Source organism: Ereboglobus sp. PH5-10, from assembly GCF_029504735.1.
GTDB lineage: Bacteria > Verrucomicrobiota > Verrucomicrobiia > Opitutales > Opitutaceae > Ereboglobus.
In genome coordinates, this window is the sequence record NZ_JAQFIP010000002.1 from 92,975 (window position 1) to 118,112 (window position 25,138).

General features: G+C 61.7%; 23 protein-coding genes. 12 read left to right on the forward strand and 11 right to left on the reverse strand.

Features of this window, described 5'->3' with window-relative positions; all coding sequences use genetic code 11:
* Position 1 precedes the first annotated feature (1 nt).
* The 5 genes from M2447_RS02405 to M2447_RS02425 form a co-directional block, all read right to left on the reverse strand.
* On the reverse strand, positions 2-448 hold the full coding sequence (locus tag M2447_RS02405; RefSeq protein WP_277557251.1) for a TNT domain-containing protein: 447 nt from the start codon (positions 446-448) through the stop codon (positions 2-4).
* 17 nt (positions 449-465) lie between these two features.
* Entirely contained in the window at positions 466-663 is a 198-nt protein-coding gene (locus M2447_RS02410) for a hypothetical protein (RefSeq protein WP_277557252.1), read from the reverse strand.
* Positions 664-1,164: 501 nt separating this feature from the next.
* On the reverse strand, positions 1,165-2,580 hold the full coding sequence (locus M2447_RS02415; protein ID WP_277557253.1) for an NAD(P)(+) transhydrogenase (Re/Si-specific) subunit beta: 1,416 nt from the start codon (positions 2,578-2,580) through the stop codon (positions 1,165-1,167).
* A 3-nt stretch (positions 2,581-2,583) separates the two neighbouring features.
* Positions 2,584-2,868, reverse strand: coding sequence for an NAD(P) transhydrogenase subunit alpha (locus tag M2447_RS02420; protein WP_108825619.1), 285 nt, complete (start codon positions 2,866-2,868; stop codon positions 2,584-2,586).
* 397 nt (positions 2,869-3,265) lie between these two features.
* A complete protein-coding gene (locus tag M2447_RS02425) occupies positions 3,266-4,405 on the reverse strand; it encodes an NAD(P) transhydrogenase subunit alpha (RefSeq protein WP_277509348.1) in 1,140 nt (379 codons plus the stop codon).
* A gap of 263 nt (positions 4,406-4,668) precedes the next feature.
* Here M2447_RS02425 and M2447_RS02430 point away from each other — a divergent pair, with 263 nt between their 5' ends.
* A complete protein-coding gene (locus M2447_RS02430; RefSeq protein WP_277557254.1) occupies positions 4,669-6,099 on the forward strand; it encodes an MFS transporter in 1,431 nt (476 codons plus the stop codon).
* A gap of 76 nt (positions 6,100-6,175) precedes the next feature.
* On the opposite strand, the gene nth is transcribed toward M2447_RS02430, so the two are convergent.
* Entirely contained in the window at positions 6,176-6,853 is a 678-nt protein-coding gene (nth, locus tag M2447_RS02435; protein WP_277557255.1) for an endonuclease III, read from the reverse strand.
* A gap of 176 nt (positions 6,854-7,029) precedes the next feature.
* On the opposite strand from nth, the gene M2447_RS02440 reads away from it, so the two are divergent.
* Both M2447_RS02440 and M2447_RS02445 read left to right on the forward strand, forming a co-directional pair.
* Positions 7,030-7,815 carry an SDR family oxidoreductase gene (locus M2447_RS02440; protein ID WP_277557256.1) on the forward strand — a complete coding sequence of 262 codons (786 nt, stop codon included), beginning with the start codon at positions 7,030-7,032 and terminating at the stop codon, positions 7,813-7,815.
* Between the two features lie 133 nt (positions 7,816-7,948).
* Positions 7,949-8,755 (forward strand): RNA methyltransferase, encoded by an 807-nt coding sequence (locus M2447_RS02445; protein WP_277557257.1) that lies wholly within the window; start codon positions 7,949-7,951, stop codon positions 8,753-8,755.
* A 62-nt stretch (positions 8,756-8,817) separates the two neighbouring features.
* Here M2447_RS02445 and M2447_RS02450 read toward each other — a convergent pair whose 3' ends face one another.
* From M2447_RS02450 to glmS, 3 genes are all read right to left on the reverse strand, one after another.
* Entirely contained in the window at positions 8,818-9,387 is a 570-nt protein-coding gene (locus M2447_RS02450) for a queuosine precursor transporter (protein WP_202863897.1), read from the reverse strand.
* 169 nt (positions 9,388-9,556) lie between these two features.
* Positions 9,557-10,771 (reverse strand): DUF1015 family protein, encoded by a 1,215-nt coding sequence (locus tag M2447_RS02455; protein ID WP_277557258.1) that lies wholly within the window; start codon positions 10,769-10,771, stop codon positions 9,557-9,559.
* Positions 10,772-10,889: 118 nt separating this feature from the next.
* Positions 10,890-12,752 carry a glutamine--fructose-6-phosphate transaminase (isomerizing) gene (gene glmS, locus M2447_RS02460; protein WP_277509341.1) on the reverse strand — a complete coding sequence of 621 codons (1,863 nt, stop codon included), beginning with the start codon at positions 12,750-12,752 and terminating at the stop codon, positions 10,890-10,892.
* 128 nt (positions 12,753-12,880) lie between these two features.
* Here glmS and M2447_RS02465 point away from each other — a divergent pair, with 128 nt between their 5' ends.
* A complete protein-coding gene (locus M2447_RS02465) occupies positions 12,881-14,167 on the forward strand; it encodes a glucose-1-phosphate adenylyltransferase (RefSeq protein ID WP_277509340.1) in 1,287 nt (428 codons plus the stop codon).
* Between the two features lie 184 nt (positions 14,168-14,351).
* Here the strand turns inward: M2447_RS02465 and M2447_RS02470 are convergent, their stop codons facing one another.
* Both M2447_RS02470 and lpxD read right to left on the reverse strand, forming a co-directional pair.
* Positions 14,352-15,302 (reverse strand): ribose-phosphate pyrophosphokinase, encoded by a 951-nt coding sequence (locus M2447_RS02470; protein WP_277509339.1) that lies wholly within the window; start codon positions 15,300-15,302, stop codon positions 14,352-14,354.
* Positions 15,303-15,333: 31 nt separating this feature from the next.
* A complete protein-coding gene (gene lpxD / locus M2447_RS02475; protein ID WP_277557259.1) occupies positions 15,334-16,380 on the reverse strand; it encodes a UDP-3-O-(3-hydroxymyristoyl)glucosamine N-acyltransferase in 1,047 nt (348 codons plus the stop codon).
* A 151-nt stretch (positions 16,381-16,531) separates the two neighbouring features.
* Here lpxD and M2447_RS02480 point away from each other — a divergent pair, with 151 nt between their 5' ends.
* The 8 genes from M2447_RS02480 to M2447_RS02515 all read left to right on the forward strand — a co-directional run bounded on the left by M2447_RS02480 (position 16,532) and on the right by M2447_RS02515 (position 25,136).
* On the forward strand, positions 16,532-17,806 hold the full coding sequence (locus M2447_RS02480; RefSeq protein ID WP_277557260.1) for a class I SAM-dependent rRNA methyltransferase: 1,275 nt from the start codon (positions 16,532-16,534) through the stop codon (positions 17,804-17,806).
* Positions 17,803-18,468 carry a peptidase M22 gene (locus M2447_RS02485; protein ID WP_277557261.1) on the forward strand — a complete coding sequence of 222 codons (666 nt, stop codon included), beginning with the start codon at positions 17,803-17,805 and terminating at the stop codon, positions 18,466-18,468. The genes M2447_RS02480 and M2447_RS02485 overlap by 4 nt, the downstream gene beginning before the upstream one ends.
* 42 nt (positions 18,469-18,510) lie before the next feature.
* A complete protein-coding gene (gene alr, locus M2447_RS02490; protein ID WP_277557262.1) occupies positions 18,511-19,662 on the forward strand; it encodes an alanine racemase in 1,152 nt (383 codons plus the stop codon).
* Between the two features lie 125 nt (positions 19,663-19,787).
* The gene (locus M2447_RS02495; protein WP_277557263.1) at positions 19,788-21,062 is read left to right on the forward strand and encodes an MFS transporter; all 1,275 of its coding nucleotides are present in this window, start codon (positions 19,788-19,790) and stop codon (positions 21,060-21,062) included.
* A gap of 114 nt (positions 21,063-21,176) precedes the next feature.
* Complete coding sequence (locus M2447_RS02500; protein WP_277509332.1) at positions 21,177-22,259, forward strand: zinc-binding dehydrogenase; 1,083 nt, start codon at positions 21,177-21,179, stop codon at positions 22,257-22,259.
* A 116-nt stretch (positions 22,260-22,375) separates the two neighbouring features.
* Entirely contained in the window at positions 22,376-22,864 is a 489-nt protein-coding gene (locus M2447_RS02505; protein WP_277509331.1) for an Lrp/AsnC family transcriptional regulator, read from the forward strand.
* A 31-nt stretch (positions 22,865-22,895) separates the two neighbouring features.
* The gene (locus M2447_RS02510; protein WP_277509329.1) at positions 22,896-24,074 is read left to right on the forward strand and encodes an aminotransferase class I/II-fold pyridoxal phosphate-dependent enzyme; all 1,179 of its coding nucleotides are present in this window, start codon (positions 22,896-22,898) and stop codon (positions 24,072-24,074) included.
* A gap of 153 nt (positions 24,075-24,227) precedes the next feature.
* On the forward strand, positions 24,228-25,136 hold the full coding sequence (locus M2447_RS02515) for a homocysteine S-methyltransferase family protein (protein ID WP_277557264.1): 909 nt from the start codon (positions 24,228-24,230) through the stop codon (positions 25,134-25,136).
* Positions 25,137-25,138 lie beyond the last annotated feature (2 nt).

Sequence of the window (25,138 nt, forward strand, 5' to 3'; positions counted from 1 at the left end):
ATCATTTCGCTCGCAGAATTCCCGCATCAATGAGATCCTGCACTGTGTTCTTGCCGAGGTCGAACTGAAGACCGCCGCCAAGTTGCCCAAATGCTGGTGCGGTTCGTCCCGCGCCCGCCTCGAAAGGCTTGAGCACTTCATAAGAGTTTAATGGTTTGATTTCTGTGCCCGGTGCAAGTGACCACATTGGAATCGGCGTGCCTTCAGGCGCAAGGAACCGACCTCCTGTTCCACCGAAACGATTAAGTGTTTGTCCAGGTAGGACAGTAGCTTGACCGCCCTCTCCAGCAACGAAGCCACGGTTGGCTGGCCACACGATTTTACTCTCTGCGGCTAGAGGAGAATGATCGTCGTAGCTAAAGGCGCACAATGTCCAGAACACACAAGCGGCTGCCAGAGCGGAAAATAGCCGTTGCATCGTAGGGGTATTTGCCTGTGCCGTGAACATGAGCAAAATCGCTGGGGTCAATCTCGCTTCTCGTCCAATTCGGCAATCGTCTTCAAAACGTATTGCTTCGCCTCTTCGAGCAGGCCATCGGGATTAAGGCCGGTTTTTTCAAATGAGCGTCCGAAGCCGTCACGGCCAACGACTTTGAAAACATTGGCTGAGACCTCATCGACATCAAAGGTCCAGCCGGGGATTTCTTTAAAAGTAAGATTCATGATTGTTATGGTAATTCGCCAAGGATGCCTCGCTTCAGCAGAATTTCCAGACGCACTGGAGTGTCATACTGCGTTCCGAACCCTCCGCCCCAAGCGGGAGCAACAGTGCAGCTTGCACCTCAAATGGCTTCAGCACTTGGAAACTGCGAAGAGGTTGGCCCGCCGTGCCCAGCGGTAACGCTCGTCCTGCCTTGCTTACACTCTGAGGCGAGGAAAACCGCGAGTATCCGCTTCCGCCGTAACGGTCGATCACTGCATCTGGCATAAGGAAATTTCGTTCGGTCGCGCCGATAAAGCCGTTATTTTCAGGGAAGTATTTCGCTATCGTAGTGACTGTTGATCGTCCTGCTGCGCTCTCTGCGGCTAGAGCGAATTCGGTATCGTAAGCATAGCTATTAGGCTGCCACCCGGGGATGAGCAGCGTCAGAAATAAAAAGATCCGAAGCATCGTAGCCATATTCGCGGGGTTTAAATCGTAGCTCGGATCTTTTGATATTCACTTCACCCCTTCATCTGGCTGACCAGATCGGCGACTGTGGCTTTGGCGTCGCCGTAGATCATGCGGGTGTTGGGCATGAAGAAGAGTTTGTTTTCCAGGCCCGAGAAGCCCGTGCCTTTGCCGCGCTTGAGGGCGAAGACGGTTTTCGCCTCGTGCGCGTTGATGATGGGCATGCCGTAGATCGGGCTCGACGGGTCGGTCGCGGCGGCCGGGTTCACGACGTCGTTCGCGCCAATCACAATCGCCACGTCAACCGTCGGCATGATCGGGTTGATGTTGTCCATTTCCACGAGCTGCTCGTAGGGCACGTCGGCCTCGGCGAGGAGCACGTTCATGTGGCCGGGCATGCGGCCGGCGACGGGGTGGATGGCGTAGCGGATTTCGGCGCCGTTGTTTTCCAGGAGTTCGCCGAGTTCCTTGACGACGTGCTGCGCCTGCGCGACGGCCATGCCGTAGCCGGGGATCACGACGACGCTGCGCGCGGCTTCGAGTATGTAATACGCGTCCTCGGTCGAGACGGCTTTCATTTCGCCTTGCTCGGCGGCGCCGCCGGAGCCCGAAGCGGCCGCGCCGAAACCGCCGAAGAGCACGTTGCCGATTGTGCGGTTCATGGCCTTGCACATGATGACGGTGAGGATGAGTCCGCTCGCGCCGACGAGGCAGCCGGCGACAATGAGCACGGTGTTGCCGATGATGAAGCCGGCGAAGGACGCGGCGACGCCGGAGAGGGAGTTGAGCAGCGAGATGACGACGGGCATGTCGCCGCCGCCGATGGGAATCACGCCGAGCACACCGAGCAGGAACGCGCCGCCGATGAGCGTGTAGAAGGCCGTGGCGGAGTAGTCCTTGAGGGCGAGCGCGAGCGCAACCGTGGCGGCCGCGAGCACGAGCATGACGACAAAGTTGATCGCCTTTTGCCCGGCGAAGAGGAAGGGGCGGCCGGACATTTTTCCGGAGAGTTTCAGGTAGGCGACGAGCGAGCCGGTGAAGGTGATGCCGCCGACGATCACGGTGAGCGCGCTCACGACGAGGGTGAAGCGCATTTCGCCGGAAACGGGAATCAGCCCGAGCGCGGGCAGCGTGGCGTATTCGGCCCAGGCGACGAGCAGCGAGGCGAGTCCGCCGAAGCCGTTGAGCAGGGCGACCATTTCGGGCATGCCCGTCATCTGGACGCGCTTGGCGAGGATGCCGCCGATGAGCGCGCCGAGCGCGATGCCGCCGGCGATCCACGCGTAGCCCTGGATGCCCGCGCTCACGATGCCCTGGTCAAAGAGCGTGATGATGACGGCGAGGAGCATGCCGATTGCGGAGAGGCGGTTGCCGCGGCGCGCCGTGGTGGCGGAGCCGAGCATTTTTATGCCCATGATAAAAATGCCCGCCGAGACGATGTAGGCGATTTGGATGGCGATGTCTCTCATGGCTTATTTGTCCTTCTTCTTGAACATGCCGAGCATGCGGTCGGTGACGACGTAGCCGCCGACGACGTTGATGGTGGCGAGCACGAGCGCGCCGAAGCCGATCCATTTGGCGGCCTCGCCGCCGATGTGCGCGGTGGCGATCATGGCGCCGACGATGGTGATGCCGGAGATGGCGTTGGAGCCGGACATGAGCGGCGTGTGCAATTGCGACGGCACTTTTGAGATCAGCTCGAAGCCCAGAAACGCGGCGAGCGTGAAGATGAACAGGAGAAGCAGTAGTGTTTCCATGTGTGTGTTAAGTGAGCGTGTGTTTTGTAATATTAGTTTTTGCGAAATGAAGGGGACATTGTTTGAAGCCCAACGGGGTTGCGGGCAGATCGACGGGCGCATCCCAGAATTTTGATTGAAGAGCGCGTGCGGAACGGAGCGGCGTTCTCCAGGACGCCGGGACGAGGCGCAACGCGCCTCGCCATGCCTTGATTTTCGCCACTTGAACAGGGCGCGACTTCGTCGCGTCCGGCGTCCTGGAGAACGCCGCTCCGTCCAGAAGCAGTTCCTCGCGCCAACCCTGGGCTAAGGGATGCATCCCCGTTGGGGATGTGCGAGTGTTCAGGTTGGATTTTCATGGCGGTATTATTTCGAGAGACTTGGAGCCTTGATGACGTTGGGAAAGCGCGAGTGTTAATCAGGCGGTTGTTTTGGGCGCGAAGCCCGGGTGGACGACCTGGCCGCCGTGCGTGATGAGGCAGCCGCCCATGATCGAGTCGGCGGTGTCGATGGGGAGCTGTTTTTCCTTCGCGTTCCAGAAGTGCGTGATGAAGTTGGTGAGGTTGGCCGAGAGCATCTGGCTGGCGTGGAGGGGCAGGGTGCGTTCCAGGCATTCGGGGCCGATGATGGTGACGCCGTTTTCGGTGACGGTCTCGCCGCCGGGCCTGGTGAGCGCGACGTTGCCGCCGCCGGACGCGGCGAGGTCGACGATGACGCTGCCGGGTTTCATGCCGCGCACCATTTCGTCGGTGATGATGACGGGCGATTTGCGTCCGAAGAGTTTGGCGGTGGTGATGATGACGTCGGATTGCGCGCAGACCTTGGCCATGCCGGCGCGTTGTTTTTCGATTTGCTCGGGCGTGAGTTCCTTGGCGTAGCCTTGCGCGGTCTGGCCGGTGTCGCCGAGGTCGATTTTGACGAACTTGGCGCCGAGCGACTTGACTTGCTCCTCGACGACGGGGCGCGTGTCGAAGGCGTCCACGCGCGCGCCGAGGCGCTTGGCGGTGGCGATGGCTTGCAAGCCGGCGACGCCGACGCCGACGATGAACACGCGCGCGGGCGAGAGGGTGCCGGAGGGCGTCATCATCATGGGGAAGATTTTGTTGAGGCGCGTGCTGGCGAGGAGCACGGCGGCGTAGCCGGCGAGGTTGGCTTGCGAGCTGAGCACGTCCATTTTTTGCGCGAGGGTGGAGCGCGGGATCATTTCGAGGCTCACGGCGCTGATGTTTTTTTGCGCGAGCGTCTGGATGAGGGCGGACTGGTTGAAGGGGTCGAGGAAGCTGAGGTGGAGGCAGCCGGGCTTGAGGCGCGCGATGCGCTCGGGCGTGGGGGCGGCGATGCCGAGGACGATGTCCGCGGAGGCGAGGGCGGCGCCGGCGTCGTCGCTCATGGTGGCGCCGACGGCTTCGTAATCGGAATCGGGGATGAGGCAGGTTTTGCCGAAACCGCGCGGAAGGGAGACGGCGAGGCCGGCGGCGACAAGCGTTTTTACCGAATCGGGCAGGAGCGTGACGCGTGTTTCGTTTGGTGTCGTTTCGAGGGGACAGTGGATGAGCATTGGTGAAAAATTGCTGTCTGTAGGTTGTGGACGTTAAGCGTTGGCTTGTCGCTACGTGCAAGAAAAAGTTGCATGTCAGAAGTTTGGGCGTCGTGGCAATGGGTTTTTCGAGAAATATTTGTTTGCCGTCGGATTTCGCAAAAAGGCGCGCTTTTTCCCCGTGAGCCGCCTGTTTTTTCCGCACGGGAGTGTTTTTCGCGTTTTTGTTGCGAAAATAGTGCGTGCAACTTTGCGCGGTTATTGCACAGTGAGTGGCGATTTTTATGGACGCCGAAAACCTCGAACGCGAACACAGGTTAAACGTCTCCCGCCAGCTCCCCAAGGGGTTTCGCGCGCGTCGAGGCTTGAACTGGGGCGTCATCGGCCTGCTCTACACGTCGTTCTACATGTGCCGCTATAATTTTTCGATAGCGAACAAGTCGATCGCCACGGAGTTCGGCTTTTCCAACGAGCAAATCGGCTGGATCATCACCGTGAACATGTTCGCCTACGGGTGCGGGCAGATCATCAACGGCCTGCTCGCCGACAAGCTCGGCGGCAAGCGCGCCATGCTTATCGGCGCGGCGGGCACCGTGATCATGAACATCCTCTTCGGCGTGGCGTCGTTCTGGGGACTGCTGGGCCTGTTTATCATGTTGCGCGGCATCGACGGGTATTTGCAGGCGTTCGGTTCGCCGGGTTTCATCAAGATCAACGTCACCTGGTTCAACAAGCGCGAGCGCGGCAAGTTCTCCGGCATCTTCGGGTTCATGATCAATCTCGGGCGGCTGGGAATCTTCTGGCTCGGGCCCTCGCTGCTCGCGGGGTTCACGCTTTTCGGCATGTTCCATGTCGATCCGTTGCACTGGCGCTGGCTATTCTGGGTGCCCGCGGGCATCGCGACGCTGGTCGCGCTTGTGTTTGCGTTTGTCGTGAAGGCCACGCCGGAGGAGGCGGGGTATCATATCGCCGACTTGAAGGAGCCGGACTCCGTGGCGAACGGCGGCGCGGAGGAGGGCAAGGACCCGACGATCAAGGATGTGTTTTTCCGCATCGTCACCAATCCGGTGATTTGGCTGGTGGCGTTCGCCTACGCGTGCACGGGCACCGTGCGCCAGAGCGTGGACCAGTGGTTCCCGCGCTACATCCAGGAGGTGTTCAACACGGACCTGAAGAGCACGCACTTTTTCCTGCTGGGCACGTTGATTCCGATCGTGGCGTCGGCGGGCTCGCTGATTTCGGGCTACATTTCCGACACGTTTGTCAACGGGCGCCGCGCGCCCGTGGCGGCGGTGATTTATTTTATCGAGACGATCATCATCATCCTGGCGGCGCAAATGAGCACACTCAACGGCGTCATCGTGTTTTTTGTCCTGATCGCGTTCACCGCCAACTCGACGCACTCGCTTCTCGGCACGGCGGCGGCGATGGACATAGGCGGCAGAAAAATGGCGGGCTTCGCTGCGGGCGTGATCGACTCGTTCCAATATTTCGGCGGCCTGCTTGCGGGCTTCCTGCTCGGACGCCTGCTCGACGGCAAGGGCTGGGTGTTCGATGTGTTCAGCCGCATGCACGAACTGATACTCGGGACGCCGCCCGAGGGGCACATGGGCTGGGGGCTGTATTTCTACTTCATGGCGCCGTTTGGCATGACGGGATGCGTCTTGATTTTGATCGCCGCAAGGATGAGCAAAAAACGCGGCATGACCCTGTGATTTAAGACCGCGAAAAACAAATCCGCGCAGACAAAACCAAGGCGAACCATTCGCGGCTCCGTGCCCGCATGGCTCATCACTTGCTCCTCACCCGCACCGCCTTTTTGCGGTTCGGAAAAAGCGTTCGGCAAATTTCGCACACCGTGCCGTCGCAACCGCGCGCCGTGCAGTGTTCGCGCCCGTAATAAATCATGCGCAAATGCAGTGCGTTCCAATGCTCCCGAGGGAACAGCTTTTTCAAGTCCCGCTCGGTTTGCACGACGCTCCGCCCGTCGCTCAGCCCCCATCGAAACGCAAGGCGGTGTATGTGCGTGTCCACCGGAAACGCCGGCACGCCCCACGCCTGCGCCATGACGACCGACGCCGTTTTGTGTCCCACTCCGGGCAACGCCTCCAGCTCCTCAAACGTGCGCGGCACACGGCCTTCATGTTTTTCGACAATGATTTTTGAGAGACCCGAAAGCGCCTTCGACTTTTGCGGCGTCAACCCGCACGGCCTGATAATCCGTGCGATTTCCCCGACAGGCAGGCGCATCATTTGCTCCGGAGTCCTGGCGAGCGCGAACAACCCGGGCGTGACCTCGTTCACTCGCTTGTCCGTGCACTGCGCGGACAGCACAACCGCCACGAGCAGCGTGAACGCATCGTCGTGCTTGAGCGGAATCGGCGTCTCGGGATAAAGCGCGGCCAGCCTTTTATCAACGTAAGCGGCGCGCGCCGCCCTGGTTTTGATCGAGGAAGATTTGCCCGGCATGGCTGTTACGAGAACCCCGGGCGGGGCGCATCGCGAGAGAAAAAACCGCGGGGAAAGGGAGCGTTGTTGAAAAATCGGACACGAGACTCTTGCGCCTTGCCTTGCGTTCCGCGGCATGGCATTCTTCTGGCTTTCAGGAGCTAAAACAAACACCCAACCCAACCAAAAAAATCGCCATGCCCTCAGCCCAATATCTCGATTCCCTCTTCAACCTTAACGGCAAGGTCGCCGTCGTGATCGGCGGCACGGGCGAACTTTGCGGCGCGATGGCCGAGGGCCTCGCCGGCGCGGGCGCCGAGGTCGTCCTCGTCGGGCGCAACGAGGAAAAGGCAAACGCCCGCCTCGCGAAAATCACCGCCGTCGGCGGCAAGGGTTATTTCGTCGCCGCCGAGGCGAGCAGCAAAAAGGCCATCGAGGATTTGCTCGCCACCGTCCTCCGGCGCTCCGGCAAGGTCGATATCGTCGTCAACGGCGCGGGCGTGAACTCCGCCACGCCCTACCTCGAAATTCCCGAGGACGAGTTTGACCGCATCATGAACGTCAACCTCAAGGGCGTGTTCCTGGGATGCCAGGTTTTCGGCAAATACCTCGTCGAGCGCGGCGAGGGCGGCTCGATCATAAACCTCGGCTCGATGTCCGGCATGATTCCGCTCTCCCGCGTGTTCACCTACTCGGCTTCGAAGGCGGCGGTGCACAACCTCTCCAAAAACCTCGCGCGCGAATGGGCCGGGGCAAACGTCCGCGTCAACATTCTCGTCCCCGGCTTTTTCCCCGCCGAGCAAAACCGCAAGGTGCTCACGCCCGACCGCATCGCCTCGATCATGGCCCACACGCCGATGAAGCGCTTCGGCGAGGCCAACGAACTGGTCGGCGCCACGCTCCTCATGGCAAGCGACGCGGGCAAATTCATCACCGGCTCCGAAATCATCGTCGATGGCGGTTACCATGCGATGACGATTTGAGTTTCTTTGATCCATTTGGAAAAAGCGCGGACTTTTTTGGGGCCGCGTTTTTTTAGTTTTGAGGCGCGAATGAACACGATTGCTTGCTTGCCATTCCGCAATCCGCATTCCGAAATCCGCATTTTCAAAAAAGATGGAACGAATCACCAGCCTTCAGAACCCGCGCGTAAAGCAGCTCGTGCGCATGCGCGACCGGCGTCCGCGCGATGAGGCGGGCGCGTTTCTCATCGAGGGCTACCGGCAAATCCGGCGCGCGCTCGAAAAGAACATAATGCTCTCCGAATTGTATTTTTCGCCCGATTGGTTCCTCGGCGAAAACGAACCCGCGCTCATCGAGCAGGCGCGCGCGGCCGGCGCGCAGGTTGTCGAGCTCTCGAAGGACGCGTTTGCCAAGGTCGCGTATCGCGAGCGTCCGGACGGTTTGCTCGCCGTCGCCCCGCAATGGCACAACACGCTTGAATCGCTCGAACCGATTCTGAACGGCAAGGCCGCGCCGTTTTTGCTCGTTGTCGAGGCGATTGAAAAACCGGGCAATCTCGGCACGATTTTGCGCAGCGCGGACGCGGCGGGAATCGACGCGGTGATCGTGTGCGATCCGGTGACGGATATTTTTAATCCAAACGTCGTTCGCTCATCGACGGGCGTTTTGTTTTCGGTGCCCGTGGTCATTGCGGAGAGCCAGCCGGTGCGCGCGTGGTTGCGCGAGCGCGGCATTCGCGCAGTGGCCACGACTCCCTCGGCGACCGGGCTGCACTACGACGCCGATTTGCGCGGCCCGCTAGCGATCATCATGGGCAGCGAGCAATACGGCTTGAGCGATTTTTGGCTGGCGGAAAGCGATGCGCGCGTGCGCATCCCGATGGCCGGCCAGGCCGATTCGCTGAACGTGGCGATGGCGACAATCATCACGCTGTTCGAGGCGGTGCGGCAGCGAAGGTAGCACAGACATTCTTGTCTGTGCCGTGAATCGTGCGCCGCTTTGCACAGACAGGAATGTCTGTGCTACCTTGTGCGGCGGGGCATCAAACCCATCGCGCCGATTATCGCGCGGAAGGGCGCGAGGAGCACGAGCGCCATGGCGAGTTTTACGCACAGGTCGCCCGCGCCGAGTGTGATCCACGGCAGGCCGGTGCCCGCGAAGGCGATGGAGAAAAAGATCAGCGTGTCGATGGAGGAAGCCACGCACGAACCGAGCAGCGGCGCCTTCCACCAAGTTTTTTTGCGCAGTTGGTTGAACACCGCGATGTCGAGCAGTTGCGACACGATGAACGCCGCGCCCGACGCCACCGCCACGCGCCATTGCACTTGCGCGAGCAGCGAAAACGCCACGCCGCACACAAAGCCGACCCACGCTACGCGGCGCGCGAGCGACGGGCCCGCCCAGCGGTTGCACACGTCGGTCACAAGATATGTGAGCGGATACGAAAACGCGCCGTAGGTCAGCCAGTCGTTTATCGGATACTGCACGAGCACGTTTGAGAGCAGGACAACGCCCGCCATGCTCAACACCGGCAGCACGATGCGCCGCCACGAAAAGCCGCCCTCGGCGGCACCAGTTGGATTATTGTTCATGTTCAATTTTGTTATAGCGGGTGGTTGAAACCGCGTGGAGGGAAAGGCTGAAGGTCTGAAGGACTGAAGGGCTGAAGGTGGCGGCCTTTAGATTCTGTCTTCTGGCACTCTGGCCTCTGGCTTTCTGGTTATTTCAGCCTTCAGACCTTCAGGTTTTCAGGCTTTTTCTTCAAAACGTGTGGATTGCTAGGCCGGAGCGGAGTTTGGGTTCGAACCAGGTGCTCTTGGGCGGCATGATTTCGCCGGCGTCGGCGATGTCCATGAGTTGCTCCACGGTGGTCGGATACATCGAGAAGGCCACGCCGCCGTCGGCGTCAACGCGCTTCACGAGTTCGTCCGTGCCGCGGATGCCGCCGACAAAATCGATGCGTTTGCTGGTGCGCGGGTCGTCGATGCCGAGGAGCGGCGCGAGGAGTTTGTTTTGCAGCACGCTCACGTCGAGCCGGCCAACGGGGCCGGCGTTTGCGTCGGCGGTGCATCGGAGTCCATACCATTTTCCGCCGAGATACATGCTCACGCGGCCAACGGCGTCGGGCGATGGGTTTGCGTTTTCCTCGAGTCCGAAAATGTTTTTCACACTGGCGAGAAACGCCTCGGGTGTGTGGCCGTTGAGGTCGGCGACGATGCGGTTGTAGGGGAGGATTTTCAGTTCGCTCGCGGGGAAGAGCACGGCGAGGAACCAGTTGTAGTCCTCGGCGCCGTTGTGTTGCGCGTTGCGCGAGCGGCGGAGGCGGGCGACGCGCGCGGCGGAGGCGGCTCGGTGGTGTCCGTCGGCGATGTAGGTGACGGGCACGGCGCCAAACGCGGCGATCCACTCGGCGCCGCCGGCCACGCGCCAAAACGTGTGGCGGATGCCGTCGGGCGCGGCGAAGTCGTGGAGCGGTTTTTCCGCGGTCTTGGCGTTGACGAGCGCGGTTACGGCGGGGGCGTCGCGGTAGGTGAGGAACACGGGGCCGGTGTTGGCGCTGATGGTGTCGATGAGGCGCGTGCGGTCGTCCTCCTTGTCCTTGCGCGTTTTTTCGTGCTTCTTGATCAGCTCGGCGTCGTAATCCTCGACGTTGGTGAGCGCGACGATGCCGCGCTGCACGTGCTCGCCCATTTGCTGCTGGTAAACGTAAATGCACGGCTCCGTTTCGCGGACGAGCGCGCCCTCGCCTTGGAGCTTCTGGAACATTTCGAGCGCCTTGGCGTAAACCTGGTCGCTGTAAATGTCGGTGCCGGCGGGGAAGGCGATTTCGGCGCGGTCAACGTGCAGCAGGCTGAGGGGCTTGCCGGCGGCGAGCGCGGCGGCCTCGGTTGTATTGACGACGTCGTAGGGCACACAGGCCACCTCGGCGACGAGTTCGGGTTTAGGAACGAGACCTTTGAAGGCGCGGATTCTCATAAAAAATGCGGAATGCGGATTTGGATTGTGGAATGAAAAACCGTGAAGGGTGGGGCCGCCCGGCGCGTGCGTCAAGCGAGCGCGTGCACACGGCGCGGTTGTGCTTTGCGGGACAGGCTCACTCCACCGTCACCGATTTGGCGAGGTTGCGCGGCTTGTCCACGTCGCAGCCGCGTTCGAGGGCGATGTGGTAGCTGAGGAGTTGGACGGGGATCGTGGCGATGACCGGGAGGATGGCTTCGTGGCAGTCGGGCAGGTGGATGATTTCGTCGGCGACACCGGGCGGGAACTCGCAGCCTTCGGTTGTGATGACGATGGTTTTGCCTTTGCGGGCCTTGATTTCCTGGATCGAGGAAACGAGTTTGTTGAAGATTTCCCCCTTGGGCGCGAAGAAGACGGCGGGGCATTTTTCGCTGACGAGCGCGATGGGGCCGTGCTTCATTTCGGCGGCGGGGTAGCCCTCGGCGTGGATGTAGGAAATCTCCTTCAGCTTGAGCGCGCCCTCGAGCGCGATGGGGAAGAGCGAGAGGCGCCCGAGGAAGAGCATGTCCTGGTAGTGCGCGTAGCGTTTGGCGATGTCGCGGATGTGAGCGGCTTGTGTTTCGAGCACGCGGCGCACGAGGTCGGGCGCGGACTTGATCGCCTGCGCGTAGGCGAGGCCGTCGTTGTAGCTCATGTCTCTCATGCGGGCGATGTAGAGCGCGAGCATGGCGCCGATGAGGATTTGCGAGGTGAAGGCTTTTGTGGAGGCGACGCCGATTTCGGGGCCGACGTGCTGGTAAATGCCGCCGTCGGATTCGCGCGCGATGCTGGAGCCGACGGTGTTGTTGATCGCGAGCACCTTGTAGCCTTTGCGCTTGGCCTCGCGGAGCGCGCCGAGGGTGTCGATTGTCTCGCCGGACTGGCTGAGGACAAAGAAGAGCGTGTTGCGGTCGAGCGGGGTGTTGCGGTAGCGGAACTCCGATGCGTAATCGACTTCGACGGGCAGGCGCGCGAAGCGCTCGATGAGGTGCTCGGCGACGAGGCAGGCGTGCCACGCGGTGCCGCAGCCGAGGAAGACGATGCGGTCAACCTGGCGGAGCTCGGCGGCGGTGAGGTTGAGGCCGCCGAAATTGGCCGTGCTGCCGTCCTCCGAGAAGCGGCCTCGCATGGAGTTTTCGAGCGCGGCGGGCTGCTCGAAAATTTCCTTTTCCATGTAGTGTTTGTAATCGCCGAGCGAGGCGGCCTCGATGTTCCAGCTCACGGTGTCCACGACGGGGTCAACGTCCTCCTCGTTTTGCGTGATGATGGAAAACTCCTTCGGCGTGATGTGCAGGAGCTCGCCGTCCTTGAGATAGACGACGTTTTGCGTGCGGCTGACGAGCGCGGCGACATCGCTGGCGAGGATGTATTCCTGGTCGCCGACGCCGAGGACGAGCGGCGAGGCCTTGCGCGCGGCGACGATTTCGCCCGGGCAATCTGTGCAGAGCGCGGCGATGCCGTAGGTGCCCTCGACGTGCATGAGCGCGCGGCGCACGCTCTCGAAGAAACGGCTTTTGCCGGAATCGGGCGCGGGCTCGGGTTCCTTGGCATAGTGGTAGGCGATGAGATTGCAGAGCGCCTCGGTGTCGGTTTCGGACGAAAACGCGTAACCCTTGCCGACGAGAAATTTCTTCATGCCGGCGTAGTTTTCGATGACGCCGTTGTGGATGAGCGCGAACTTGCCGTCGCTGCTGGCGTGCGGGTGGGCGTTGGCGTCGGTGACGCCGCCGTGCGTGGCCCAGCGCGTGTGGCCGATGCCGGTCGTGCCGGTGAAGCGGTGGCGGGCGGCTTCCTTGACGAGGTTTTCGACGCGGCCTGTTTTTTTGGCGATGTCGATCTGCCCGCCTTGAAGAACCGCTATGCCCGCCGAGTCGTAACCGCGATATTCGAGGCGCTTGAGGCCCTCGATGAGGATTGCCGCTGCTTTTTGTTTGCCGACGTAACCGACGATGCCGCACATGTGGGATCAGGAAAATTTGATTGTTGAGAATTTATTTTTCTTTTGACTCGCGAAACTAGGGACAAGACGGAAAAGTGTGGTGACACTTCAGCCCTATCAGAAAAAACATACCTTAATAGCATACAACCATGGCGACACAAAAAGTTATCTCGGTGATTATGGGCGGCGGGCGCGGAACTCGTCTCTACCCTTTGACAATGGAACGATGCAAACCGGCGGTGCCTCTTGCCGGCAAGTATCGACTGGTCGATATTCCGATCAGCAACTGTCTTAACTCGGGGCTGAACCGCATTTTTTTGCTAACGCAGTTTAACACGGCATCGCTGCACCGCCATATTCAAAACACCTATCGCTTTGATCCGTTCGGCGGCGGGTTTGTCGATCTTTTGTCCGCGGAGCAGACCGAGAAATGCGCCGACTGGTATCAGGGCACGGCGGATGCGGTGCGGCGCAACCTGCAACACTTCCGCAATTTTCCTCACGACCTGGTGCTCATTCTTTCGGGCGACCAGCTTTACCGGATGGATTTTCGCAAGATAATCAACCAGCACATCGAGACCAACGCCGATGTGACGATTGCGGCGATTCCGTGCCCGGTGTCCAAGGTCGAGGGGCTGGGCTTGATGCGCGTGGAAGACGATCTTTCCATCGCCGAGTTCGTGGAGAAACCCAAGGACCCGGCGGTCATCAGCAAGTTCACAATCAGCGACGCCGTGCACAACAAGCTCCAGCAGACCAGCAAGGACGAAAAGCACTGTCTCGCGTCGATGGGCATTTATGTTTTCAACCGCGCGGTCATTGCCGAGGCGCTCAACAACACGATGACGGACTTCGGCAAGGAAGTCATTCCCAGCCTGCTCGGACGCCGCCGTTTGTATTCGCACATTTTTGAGGGCTATTGGGAGGACATCGGGACGGTAAAGGCGTTTTTCGACGCCAACCTCGCGCTTGCGCAACCGCTGCCGCCGTTCAACTTTTTCGACGAGCAATCGCCGATCTACACGCACGAAAATTATCTGCCGGCCTCGAAGATCAACAAGTGCGATGTCGATTACACGGTCATCGGCGACGGTTCGATCGTGGAGGATTCGTTTATCAAGCACAGCGTGCTCGGCATCCGCTCGTTTATTCGCAAGGGTTGCCGCCTTGAGGACGTGGTCATGATGGGCGCGGATTATTACGAGACGCCCGAACAGTCCGCGATGAACGCGCGACAGGGCATCCCGCTGCTCGGGCTCGGGCACGGTTGCGACATTCGCGGCTCAATTATCGACAAGAACGCGCGCATCGGCGACAACGTGAAACTTTCGCCCGCGAACAAGTCCGACGGCACCTACGCGCACGGCGTCATGGTTCGCGACGGCGTGTTGATTGTGCCGAAGAGCTGCGTCGTGCCGAGCAACACGGTGCTGTGATCTAAAAACATCGTCGCGGACGGGGAGCGGGAAACTCCGACTCCTTCGCGTTGCTGTGTAAATTAAACCGCGTCCGTCATTGGGCGGACGCGCTTGGCGAACGGGCCGGGAATCACGGGCGACAGATGCGACGATTTCTGCGCGCCGGTCCTAACAAGAACAGTCGCGCAATTTCAAAATCCGGTTAAAACCCTTTGATCTGGAACAGGCTCGAAACGCTTTCGTTGTTGCTGATGCGCATGATCGCGTTGCCGAGCAGGCCGGCGATGCTGAGCACGGTGATGTTCAGGTCGCGCGGGTCGGTGGGCACCGAATTGGTCGTGATGAGTTCGTCGATCGGGCCGTTGCGCAGGCGTTCGTAGGCGATTTCGTTGAGCACGCAGTGGCTCACCGCGGCGCGCACGGAACGGGCGCCGCTTTCGCGGAGCATCGTGGCGGCGGCGACAAGCGTGCCGGCGGTTTCCGTGATGTCGTCGGCGAGGAGCACGTCGCAGCCTTTCACTTCACCGACGATGTTGGTCGCCTCGACGCGCGTCGCGGAGCGGCGTTTCTTGGCGACGAAGCCGAGGCCCGCGCCGAGGATGTCCGCGTAGGCCGCGGCCATTTTGAGGCCGCCGACATCGGGCGAGCAGACGACGAGATTCGATTTGTCGAGCTTGTTGAGATAGTCGAAGAAAACGGGCGACGCGTAGAGATGATCGACGGGGATGTCGAAGAAGCCCTGAATTTGCTGGCAGTGCAGATCCATGGTGAGCACGCGGTTCGCGCCGGCGGCGGTGAGCAGGTTGGCGACGAGTTTCGCGGTGATGGGCACGCGCGGCTGGTCCTTGCGATCCTGGCGCGCGTAACCGTAAAAGGGTATGACGGCGGTGATGCGCGCGGCCGAGGCGCGCCTGGCCGCGTCGATCATGATGAGCAGTTCCATCAGGTGATGGTTCGTGGGCGGGCAGGTGGGCTGGATGATGAACACATCCTGTCCGCGCACATTGTCGTCGATTTTGACGAAGGTTTCGCCGTCGGGAAACGTGGTCACCTTCGCGGTGCCGAGCGGCACGCCGATGCTCTGGCAAATCGCCTCGGCGAGAGGCTTGTTTGCGTTGCCCGAAAAAATTTTCAGCCCTGATTTTGCGCTCATGTGGAAAAGGTTGTTTATACGTTTGGGGAGCTTATGCGGAAGCAGAATTTTTAAATTGTTTTTCCAATTCGCCCACGCGCTGGAAAAGTTCGGGCAAACGCTGGCGGAGAATATTTATGCGCTGCTCCAGCATGTAGGGTGTGCCGGGCGTGCCTTTCAGCTTCGCACCGGCGGGAACGTCGCCCGCCGCGCCGGCTTGCGCGGTGAGGACGGCGCCCTTGCCCACGCGGATGTGGCCGCCGAGGCCGACCTGGCCGGCGAGCACGACGTAATCCTCGAGCACGGTGCTGCCCGAGATGCCGGTTTGCGCGCACACGAGGCAGTGTTTGCCGATGATGACGTTGTGCGCGATCTGCACGAGGTTGTCGATTTTGGTGCCCTCGCCGATTTCGGTGCGGCTGAAACGCGCGCGGTCGATGGTCGTGCCCGCGCCGACTTCGACGTCGTCGTGGATGACAACATTGCCGACCTGCGGCACTTTTTCGTGGCGGCCCCCGACGAGTTCGTATCCGAAGCCGTCGGAGCCGACGACGACGTTGGACTGGAGGCGCACGCGGTTGCGCAGTTCGCATTCGGAGGCGATGCGCGCGCCGGTCTTGATCCAGCAATCGTCGCCGATGCGCGCGTTGCGGCCGACGAAGCACTGCGCCTCGATGTGCGCGCGTTCGCCGATGACCGCGCCGCTTTCGATCACGCAGAGCGGCCCGATGGAGGCGCTGGCGGCGATGTTCGCGCCGGGGTCGATGATGGCGCTCGGATGAATGCCGGGCGCGGGTTTGGGCCAGAGGAGTTGTTCGACGCGCGCGCAAAGTTGCGCGATGGCGACCGAGGGATTTTTGACAATGATGAAAAGCTGGCCGGGTTTGGGTTCGCCCTCGTAGTCGGCTGGCAGGAGCACAACGCTCGCGGCGGTGGCGGCGACCTCGGGTTTGTATTTCGGGTTGCCGAGAAATGTCAGGTCGCCGGCCCGCGCCTCGCCGAGCGATGCGATGCCGCGGACGGGCAGGTTGGTGGAGCCGCGCGTGGAAATGGGTTTTACGATTTCTGCGATTTGAGCCGTGGTGAACGAAAGATCCATGATTACCAGACACAGTGCGCGCGCGGGTTTGCGTGGCAATGAATAATCCAAAACGGTTTCGATTTGCGGCGGCAAGGGGAGCGTTTTTCGGAAATAATGAAAAAATCTCGGCAACGGCGGCCCGCTTTGCTCAAAGTCTCGCGCATACGACATGCCGAACGATTCGCAAAAGCCCGCTCCCGACGCGCCGCGCCCAAAATCCGCGCCCGCGCAACCGCCGCCTCCTCCGCGCGAGGAACGCCGCCGGCCTTGGGCGCAGCTAAAATATTTCACGTTTCAGCCCGCGATTTTTCCGCGCCTGCTCGGCCCGGTTTCGCCCGACGCCAAACCGGGCGACCTCGTCACGGTTTACGACAAGGCGGGTTATCCGCTTGGCGCGGGCCTGTATAATCCGCGCGCGAAAATCGTGCTGCGCGTGGTCGCCCACGGCTCGGACGCCGCCGGCGGTGACGCGGGAGAGGCGTATTTCGAACAGGCCATCCGCCGCGCCGTGGAGTTGCGCCGCGATTTGTTCAAGCTCGACGAAACGACCGACGCCTACCGTCTGATCAACTCCGACGGCGACGGGCTCAGCGGGCTGACGATCGACCGCTACGCCGACACGCTTTTCTGCGATGTATATTCGTTCGGCATCGCGCAACGCCTGCCGCGCTGGCTGCCCTTGTTGCACGAACTCGCCGGGACAAAGTTTGCGCGCGTGCATGTCGATCACGACATCGGCTCGCTCGAGGGCATCAAGCCGTCCGTCTTTAACGAAACCAACGCCGCCGCGCCGCGCCGCGTGAAGATCCGCGAAAACGGAATCCGCCACGAGGTCGATTTCGCCGAGGGGCACAAGACCGGCTTTTTCTGCGACCAGCGCGAGAACCGACGCGCGCTCGCGCGCTTCACAAAAGGCGCGCGCGTGCTCGACCTGTGCAGCTACACGGGCGGTTTTTCGCTCTCCGCAAAAATCACGGGCGGCGCGGACGATGTCACCGCCGTCGATCTTGACGAGGCCGCCATCACGCAGGCCAAGCGCAACGCGAATCTCAACCAGGCGCGCATAAAATTCGTGCATGCCGACGCGTTCGCCTACGCGCGCCAGATGCAGACCAACGGGGAAAAATGGGACGTCGTCGTGCTCGATCCGCCGAAATTTATTTTCACGCGCGACGAGTCCGGCAACTGGGAGGGCCGCCAGAAATACGAGGACCTCAACCAGCTCGCAATCAGCCTCGTGAAACCGGGCGGCATCTTCGTGACGTGCTCGTGCTCGGGTTTGTTGAGCCTTGAGGATTTCGAGCAGCACGTGATCAAGGCCGCGCATCGCCTGGGTCGCCGCCTGCAATTTTTCGACCGCGCGGGCCCCGGCCCGGATCATCCGGTGTATTCAAACTGCCTCGACAGCCGTTACCTGAAAGTTTTGTGGAGTCGCGTGGCATGAGCACGACGTTGTCACAAATCACGCAAACCGGCCCCGCGCTGCTGATCGATTCCGCGTCGGCGCGCGTGCAACTCGCGCTGTTGCGCGCGGACAATGACGCGCTCTGGGAAACGCAAACCGGCGAGGCGGGCACGGCGATATTTTCATGCGCCGAAAAACTTCTCGCCCGCGCATCGCTCAAGCTCGACGGCGTGGCCGCGTTTGTTTTTTGCGACGGCCCCGGCTCGGTGCTCGGCATCCGCACGGCGGCGGTGGCGCTGCGCGCGTGGCGCGTGTTGCGCGAACGACCGGTGTGTTCGTATTGCAGCCTCGCGCTCGCGGCGCGCTTCCTCGCGAAAACGGAAAACGCCCGCAACCTCTCGCTCATCGCCGACGCGCGCCGCGACACATGGCACCATGTCGGCATCGACGCCGACGGCCGCGTCTCCGCGCTGCGCCGCGTGCCGACGGCGGAGCTGGACGGCGCGCTCGCGATGCCGGAGCATTTTCGCAACTGGACTCCGCTGCCGCCCGATGTGCGCGTCACGCCCTACGCGCTCGAAACGATGCTGCCCGCGCTCGCCGGCGAGCCGTTGTTCGTCCCCGCGCCCGAGCCGGATGCGTTTTTGCACGAGGAACCCGTTTACCAAACCTGGACGCCGCGAATTCACCAAGCGGGCTGACGCCTTGAAAACCCGCGGCAAGCAGCCATACCTGAAACCAAAATGAAATCACGACTTCCACTCCGTTGCTGGGCAGAGATCGACCTGGCCGCGCTTGAGCGCAACTTGCGCCTCATCCGCGCGTCGTTGCCGCCGCACATGCGCTACGTGGCGGTCGTGAAAGCCGACGCCTACGGACACGGTTTGCAGCAGGTCGCCGCGCGCCTCATGCACGCCGGCGCGGATTTGTTTGCCGTGGCGAATCTCGCCGAGGCCGCGTCGTTGCGCGAGATCGGCCCCGGCTGGCCGATCCTGCTGCTCTCGCCGCTTTTGCCGGAGGAGGACCGGTATCTGGTCGAATACGATTTGATCGTGACCGTTTCGACGAGTGACGAGGTGCGGCGTTTCGACGCGGTCGGACGCGCGGCGGGCAGGCCCGTCACCGTGCACCTGAAAATCGACACCGGCATGGGCCGCGCGGGCATCTGGCATGAATGCGCGGAAAAATTGTGCGCGGAAATCCTCGCCTCGCCGCACATCAAGCTCGGCGGCGTTTACACCCATTTCGCAAGCCCCGACGAGGATGCCTCGTTCACGGATGAACAGCGAAAACGGTTTTTGAAGGCGCTGGCATGCTGCCCGAAACTCGATCTTTCGCAGCTTTTTGTGCACGCGGACAACAGCGCCGGGCTCGACACGCTCGAGGCTGCCGGGCCGTTCAACGCGGTGCGCATCGGCCTGCTTCAATTTGGCATTGTGCCGGGGCGCGACGGACTTTTGGCGCACGTGAAAACGGAGCCGACCTTCAGCTTCAAAACGCGCGTGGGCATCGTGAAAAAACTGCCGCTTGGCACGGGCATCAGCTACGGCAGCACGCACACGCTCCGGCGCGACAGCACGGTGGCCGTTCTTACCGCGGGTTACGGAGACGGCATCCCTCGCTCGGTGAGCAATCGCGCAAGCGTTTTGGTGCACGGTATTCGTTGTCCGGTTCTCGGCCGCGTGACAATGGACCAAACCGTCATCGACATCACCGACATCCCGACGATGACCAAGGTCGCCAGCGGGGACGAATGCGTTATTATCGGACGACAGGATGGCGCCGAAATCACGATCAGCGAGTTTAGCCACGCCGCCGACACGATCCCATGGGAAACCCTGTGCTCCGTGACAAAACGCGTGCCGCGATTGTATAAAACCGTGCTGGGGGTTTGACTGCGCATGCGCCTTCGAGGTTCGTTCATTTTTGAACACCATGCCGCGGTTGAATCCATGCGGGGAGCCATGAGGGCAAACATGGGGGCATTCGCATCCATTCGCGTTTAAAATAATTGCCGAACATGCACACCCACCACACACACTTCCGGCGCGCGCAATGGCGTGTGCTCGTCGCGGTGATGATTTGCTACCTGTTTTATTACACCGGACGCCACGCGCTCGGGTTTGCGATTCCCGGCATTTCCGAAGAGCTTGGCATGAGCAAGGAACTGCTCGGTTGGGCGTCCGCGGGCATGCTTTGGGCGTATGCGCTCGGGCAGATTTTCAGCGGCGGCGCGGGCGACCGGATCGGCGGACGCCGGATGATGACCGCCGGCGCGCTCCTGTCCTTCGCGCTGAACTGGGTGACCAGTTTCGCGACCGGCTTCGTCACGCTCTTCGCCGGCTGGAGCCTGAACGGACTCGCGCAAAGCATGGGTTGGGCGCCCGGCACGCGGCTCGTCGCAAACTGGTGGGGGCCGCGCGAGCGCGGTTTCGCCTTCGGGCTGTTTTCGCTTTCGGCGGGCCTCGCCTCGGTGCTGGCGTTCGGCGCCTCGATTTTTGTGATCGACGGGCTCGGCCTCAACTGGCGCTGGCTGTTCCGCCTGCCTGTGCTGCTCATGCCGCTGGGCGCGCTCGCCGTGTGGCAAATGTCGCGCGATCATCCCGCCGACCTCGGCTTTGAAAACCTGGAGGACGAGGCGCCGCCTGAAAACGTCCGCGCGACATTGCGGCGCGCGGGCGCCGGCGCGCCGCCCTGGAGGCGTTACCTCGCGATTCTCGGCAACCGCGAGCTGTTGCTCGCCAGCCTCGCGATCGGTTTTCAAAACGCCGTGCGCTTCGCGCTGCTTATCTGGGTGCCCGTGTATTTTCTCGACGGTGACGGCTCCGGCGGCGGCGGGGTGTGGGCGAGCCTGGGACTTCCGGCGGGCATGGCCCTGGGCGCGTTTGCCAGCGGCTGGGTTTCGGACCGCTTTTTCGGTTCGCGCAAATCCGGCGTCATCGTGATTTTCATGACCGTGGCGGCGATTCTCGCAGTTATCCAATACCTGCTGCCGTTCGGCCACTGGGCCGCGATGCCCATCCTTTTGTTTCTCGGATTTTTCGGCTGCGGCTCGCAATCCGCGTTCTGGGCGATGGCCCCCGATTTGCTCGGGCGCGCCAACACGAGCACGGCGATTGGCATCATGGATTTTTTCGCCTATCTCATCGCCGGCCTCTGCGGACCGCTGATCGGCTGGCTGGTGCAGCACGACCCCGTTGCCAACAGCGGCGGCGAAAACACATCGCTCGTCTTCCTTTTTGTCGCGTTTCTTTCCGCCTGCGGCGCGGCGGTCGGCTTCCTTATAAAACGGTGAATTGAAAGTGTCGTTGCAATCAACCGGCGCGCCCATACGTTGATGAGAAATCAATAAACACGAAGACATCGTTGAATTAATGTCCCCCCTTTTGACCCTTTCCCCTTACCACCCATGATCTCGATCAACATCCCCGAAGAAATGTCCGCGGCCACGCTGCCCGGCAATAGCACCGCCAAGCTCGAGGCGCGCCGAGTTCCGCAACCCGGTCACGGCGAAGTCCTCATCCGCATGAAATGCTCCACCATTTGCGGCTCCGACATCCGCTGCATTTATCACGAGCACCTCGGCAAGGGCCCCGAAGGTTACCAGGACGGCATGGTCGCCGGGCACGAACCCTGCGGACAGATCGTCAAGGCCGGGCCCGGATGCCGTCGCTTCCGCGAGGGCGACCGCGTGATCGTCTATCACATTTCCGGCTGCGGCGTGTGCAACGACTGCCGGCGCGGTTACATGATCTCCTGCACCAGCGAGAAATTTCGCCGCGCCTATGGATGGCAGCGCGACGGCGGCATGGCCGACTACCTGCTCGCCGAGGAAAAGGACCTCGTCCATCTGCCCGACTCGCTTAGCTACGCTGACGGCGCGCAAGTCGCGTGCGGCTTCGGCACCGTTTACGAGGGGCTCGAAAAAATTGGCATTAGCGGAAACGACGCCGTGCTCATCACCGGCCTCGGCCCCGTGGGATTGGCCGCCGGCGCGCTTTGCCGCAAACTCGGCGCGCGCAAAATCATCGGCATCGACGTGATTGACGACCGCCTGAAAATCGCGCGCGACCTCGGCCTCTGCGACGAAGTGCTGCGCTCCGGCCCCGACAACGTCGACGAGGTGCGCGCGCTCACGGGCGGCCACGGTGTCGAGCGCGCGGTCGAGTGCTCTGCCAACGCAAGCGCGCGCAACACCGCGCTGCGCGCCACGCGCAAATGGGGCCGCATGGTCATGATAGGGGAGGGTGGCAGATTGGAAATGAATCCCTCGCCCGACATGATTCACGATCAGAAAACGCTTTACGGTTCCTGGGTCACCTCGATCTGGCGCATGGAGGAGCTTGTCGAGCGTCTCGTGCGCTGGAACCTGCATCCCGCCGAGTTGATCACACACCGTTTCCCGCTCGAAAAAGTCAACGACGCCTACGCGCTCATGGCCTCCGGCCGCTGCGGCAAGGTCGCCGTCTGTTTCGACGAGGAACTTGCCTGACATGAAGGCCTGTTGGCGGCTTGCCGGCTTCGTCGAGCCACTCCCGTTTCCCGCGTTTTATTTTGCATTTTTGTGTGGCAACGCGGACAGCGTTTCGTGATTGTGCGCGCCTCACCATGAATCCTGTTCTAAAACTGTTACTCGAAGGCGGCAGCCTCTCGACCGCGCAAATGGCGCAGGTCGCGGGCATTTCGCCCGCCGAAGTCGAACAGCACCTGGAACAGTTGAAGAAAGATAAAATCTTCCTCGGCTGGCGTCCGGTGCTCGATCTCTCGCGCGAGGCCGCCGCAGCCGCCGCGGTGCGCGCCGTAATCGAGGTCAAGGTCACGCCGGAGCGCGGCGGCGGGTTCAACCGCTTCGCCGAGCGCCTCGCAAAATTCGACGAGGTCGAGTCGTGCTACCTGATGTCGGGGCGTTATGACCTGCTGGTGTTCGTGCGCGGCGCGTCCCTGCAAAAGGTCGCGTCGTTCGTGTCGGAAAAATTGTCCACGGTCGAGGGCGTGCTCTCGACGGCCACGCATTTCATACTGCGTTGTTACAAGGAGCAGGGCTACCTGCTTGACAGCGACGAGGACAATTCATCCCGCCTCACCGTTTCGCCATAACCCCAAACCAGTGAGGAGCACTTGAATTAAAATGAGCACCGACCCAAACAAGTGGGTGGCGGGCCACGTGGCCACGCTGCCCAAAAGCGGCATCCGCGATTTTTTCGACCTGGTTGCCAAAATGAAGGGGCAGGACGTGATCTCGCTCGGCGTGGGCGAACCCGATTTCGTGACGCCGTGGCGCGTGCGCGAGGCGGCAATCTACGCGCTCGAGCACGGCAAAACCTACTACACGGCAAACCTCGGCCTGATCGAGTTGCGCCGCGCGATTTCGAAATACGTGGCCGAACACTTCGGCGTCGAATACAGTCCCGACAACCAGGTTCTCGTGACCGTCGGCGTGAGCGAGGCGGTCGACCTGGCGTTCCGCGCGTTCTGCAATCCGGGCGACAAGGTGATGTTTCACCAGCCTTGCTACGTGTCGTATCATCCGAGCGTGACGCTCGTTCACGGCACCGGCATCGCCGTGCCGACCTATGCGAAGGACAACTTTGCGCTGACTGCCGAGGCGCTTCGCGCCGCATGGCAGCCCGGCGCAAAAATCCTCATGCTCAACCTGCCGTGCAACCCGACCGGCGGCACGTGCACACGCGAGCAATTGGAAAAAATTGCCGAGTTCTGCCGCGAAAAAGACATGCTCGTGCTGAGCGACGAGATTTATTCCGAGCTTACCTTCGACGGCGTGCACACGAGCATCGCGAGCCTGCCGGGCATGGCGGAGCGCACGGTTTTCCTGCACGGATTTTCGAAGGCATTTGCGATGACCGGCTGGCGCATCGGCTACGCGTGCGGCCCCGCCGTGCTCGTGGACGCGATGATGAAAGTGCACCAATACTCGATGATGTGCGCGTCGATCATCTCGCAGGAGGCCGCAATCGAGGCGCTCACCCACGGATGGGACGACGTGTGCCGGATGCGCGAGCAATACCATCGCCGCCGCGATTTGGTCGTGCGCCGCTTCAACGAGATCGGCCTGAAATGCCACTCGCCGCGCGGCTCGTTCTACGCATTCCCAAATGTCACCGCGACCGGCCTCGACGAAAAGCAATTCGCCGTGCAGTTGCTCGAAAGGGAAAAAGTCGCCGTGGTGCCAGGGCAGGCTTTCGGCGAAAACGGCGCGGGTCATGTGCGCGCCTGTTTTGCAACCAGCTACGAGCAGCTCATCGATGCGTGTGATCGCATGGAGCGGTTTGTGGGCGCCAAACGATGAGCTTCCGAGCGTCTTGATTGAATTGCGTGGCGCGAACAATCCACTCTCGCCGCGCAATTCGCCAATCCGTTGCTTTCGGGATTTCAGGGTTTGGGGATTAAACAATCAGCAAGATTGTCATTCCGCATTCGACGCTCCACATTTCGCATTCCCATGACACGCACCGATCGTCTTCTTGCCACGCTCGCCGCCCGCCCGCTCCAATGCGACGGCGCCACGGGCACGCAACTCCAGCAACTCGGCCTGCAACCCGGCGAGTCTTGCGAACGCTGGGTGCTCGAGCATCCCGGGCGCGTCCAGCTCGTCCACCAACGCTACCGCGAGGCCGGCGCCGATCTGCTCACCACAAACACCTTTGGCGGCAGCACGCTTTCGCTTGCCGCGCACGGCCTCGATTCGCGCGCCGCCGACATCAACCGCAACGCGGCGCGTCTCGCCCGCGAGGTCGCCGGCGACCATGCGTGGGTGCTTGGCGACATGGGGCCTTTTGGCGGCATCCTCGAGCCCTACGGCGAGACCGAGCCCGGCGCCGCGCGCGATGCTTTTCTCGCGCAGGCCGCCGCGCTTGTCGAGGGGGGCGCGGACGCGATCCTTGTCGAAACAATGTCCGATCCCGCCGAGGCGGCGCTGGCCGTTGAAGCCGCGCGCGAAGCCGGCGCGCAATTTGTCATTTCCACCTTTGCATTTCAGCACACGCCCGCCGGTTTTCGCACCATGATGGGCGCCTCGCCCGCGGTTGCGGTTCAGGCCGCGCTTGACGCCGGGGCAAGCGTCGTTGGTGCGAATTGCGGCACGCAACTTTCGCTAGAGGATTACGCGAACCTGGCCGCCGAACTCGTCGCGGCCGCGCACGGCATTCCTGTGATCGCGCAACCCAACGCCGGTTCACCCGTGCATGATCCCGCCACCGGACAAATCACCTACGCAACCACGCCCGCCGCCTTTGCGGAAGCGGCCGCGCGATACATCACGCTCGGCGCGCGCATCGTCGGCGGCTGCTGCGGCACCACACCGGCGCACATTTCAGCATCCGCCGCGCATAACAAAAAAGCAAAGGCGTGATT